General features: G+C 68.6%; 1 protein-coding gene. It reads left to right on the forward strand.

Annotated elements, in window-relative coordinates:
• Nucleotides 1-180: 180 nt before the first annotated feature.
• A partial coding sequence (gene glgX, locus U9980_RS01610) for a glycogen debranching protein GlgX (protein WP_322766384.1) occupies nt 181-1,921 on the forward strand: 1,741 nt, incomplete at its 3' end.

A 1,921-nucleotide genomic window follows, 5' to 3' on the forward strand; every position in this document is an offset into this window, starting at 1 on the left:
GGATCAGTACCGGGGATCGGTGCCGCGCTTTCCGGACCCCTGACGCACCTTAGGCCGTAACCGCCTGATCTTCACGGATACGTCATGAGCACGGTCCGACATCGACCCGGCCTCTGATCGCCACGTGAGGTGATCTCCTACCGCGAGCGCCTGCATCATTCGACAGCTACCGTGACGGACGTGACGACGCTGTCCCCGGTCCGAGGCATCGTGGATCTGTCCCACCGCGCCCTACCCGGGTCGTCCGACCCGCTCGGCGTGCACTGGGACGGATCCGGTGTCAACGTTGCGGTGGCAGCCCCCAATGCCGCCGCGGTTGAGATCTGCCTGTTCGACGGTCAGGGCATCGAGAATCGCTACCGGCTACCTGAACGTGACGGCGGGGTATGGCACGGCTACCTGCCCGGTGTCGGGCCGGGCCAGCGCTACGGTCTGCGCGCACACGGGCCGTACGCCCCCGACCGTGGCCTGCGCTACAACCCGGCGAAGCTTCTCGTCGATCCATACGCCCGCATGCTGACCGGCGGTCTTGTCCTGCATCCGGCGATCTCGGGTTTCGACGAGACCGACCCGTACTCGGACGGCTCGGACGGGCGCGACTCCGCGGCCTTCGTCCCGCGATGCGTGGTCGTCGACCCCCGGCCGTACAGTACCGACCCGATCCCCGACCCCGCCGCCAACCGGCCGGGTACACCCTGGCCCGACACGGTCCTCTACGAGCTGCACGTGAAGGGGTTCACCCACGAGCACCCCGATGTCCCGACCGGCCAGCGGGGCACCTACGCGGGGCTGGCACACCCGGCGGTCATCGACCACCTGCGTACCCTCGGTGTCACCGCCGTCGAGCTGCTGCCCGTCCACGCGAACCTCTCCGAACCGGCGCTGTCGCAGCGGGGCCTGGTCAACTACTGGGGCTACAACACCCTGGGCTTCTTCGCCCCGCATCCGGGCTACGCGGCCACGGACAATCCGGTGGCCGAGTTCCGGGCCATGGTCCATGACCTGCACGCGGCCGGTATCGAGGTCATCCTGGATGTGGTCTTCAACCACACCGCCGAAGGCAGCGAACGCGGGCCGACACTGTCGCTGCGCGGGCTGGACAACACCACGTACTACCGGGTGGAGCCGAGTGATCCACGCCGGTACCGGGATGTGACCGGATGCGGCAACACCCTGAACACCTCATCCCCGCACGTGATCAAATTGATCATGGACTCGTTGCGCTACTGGGTCACCGAGATGGGTGTGGACGGGTACCGGTTCGACCTGGCAACCGCGCTCGCCCGCAACCCCGACGGATTCGACCCGGCCGCGCCGCTGCTGACCGCCATCCACGCCGACCCGCTGCTGTCAGGTGTGAAGCTCATCGCCGAGCCATGGGACGTCGGCTGGGGCGGCTACCAGGTCGGCGCCTTCCCCGCGCCATGGGTGGAATGGAACGGCCACTACCGCGACACCGTCCGTGCGGCCTGGACCCAGCGCGCGTCCGGTGTGGCCGAGCTGGGTTACCGGATCACAGGATCGAGCGACCTGTACCAGCACTCGGGCCGGCGGCCGTGGGCTTCGGTCAACTTCGTGACCGCACACGACGGCTTCACCCTGGCCGATCTCGTCTCCCACGCCGAGAAACACAACGAGGCCAACGGCGAGGGGAACCGCGACGGCGACGGCTCCAACCACTCGACGAACTGCGGCGTGGAGGGCCCGACCGATGATCCGGACGTGCTGACCTGCCGGCGCCACACCCGCCGCGCGCTACTCGCGACGCTGCTGCTGTCGGCGGGCGTACCCATGCTGCTCGCCGGGGACGAGTTCGGCCGTTCGCAGAACGGCAACAACAATGCCTACTGCCAGGACAACGCGATCTCCTGGCTCCGCTGGCCCACCGGCGCACCGACAGACGGGCCGGTGGACGGGCCGG

Origin of the sequence: Protofrankia sp. Cr1, assembly GCF_963555865.1 — a bacterium.
GTDB lineage: Bacteria > Actinomycetota > Actinomycetes > Frankiales > Frankiaceae > Protofrankia.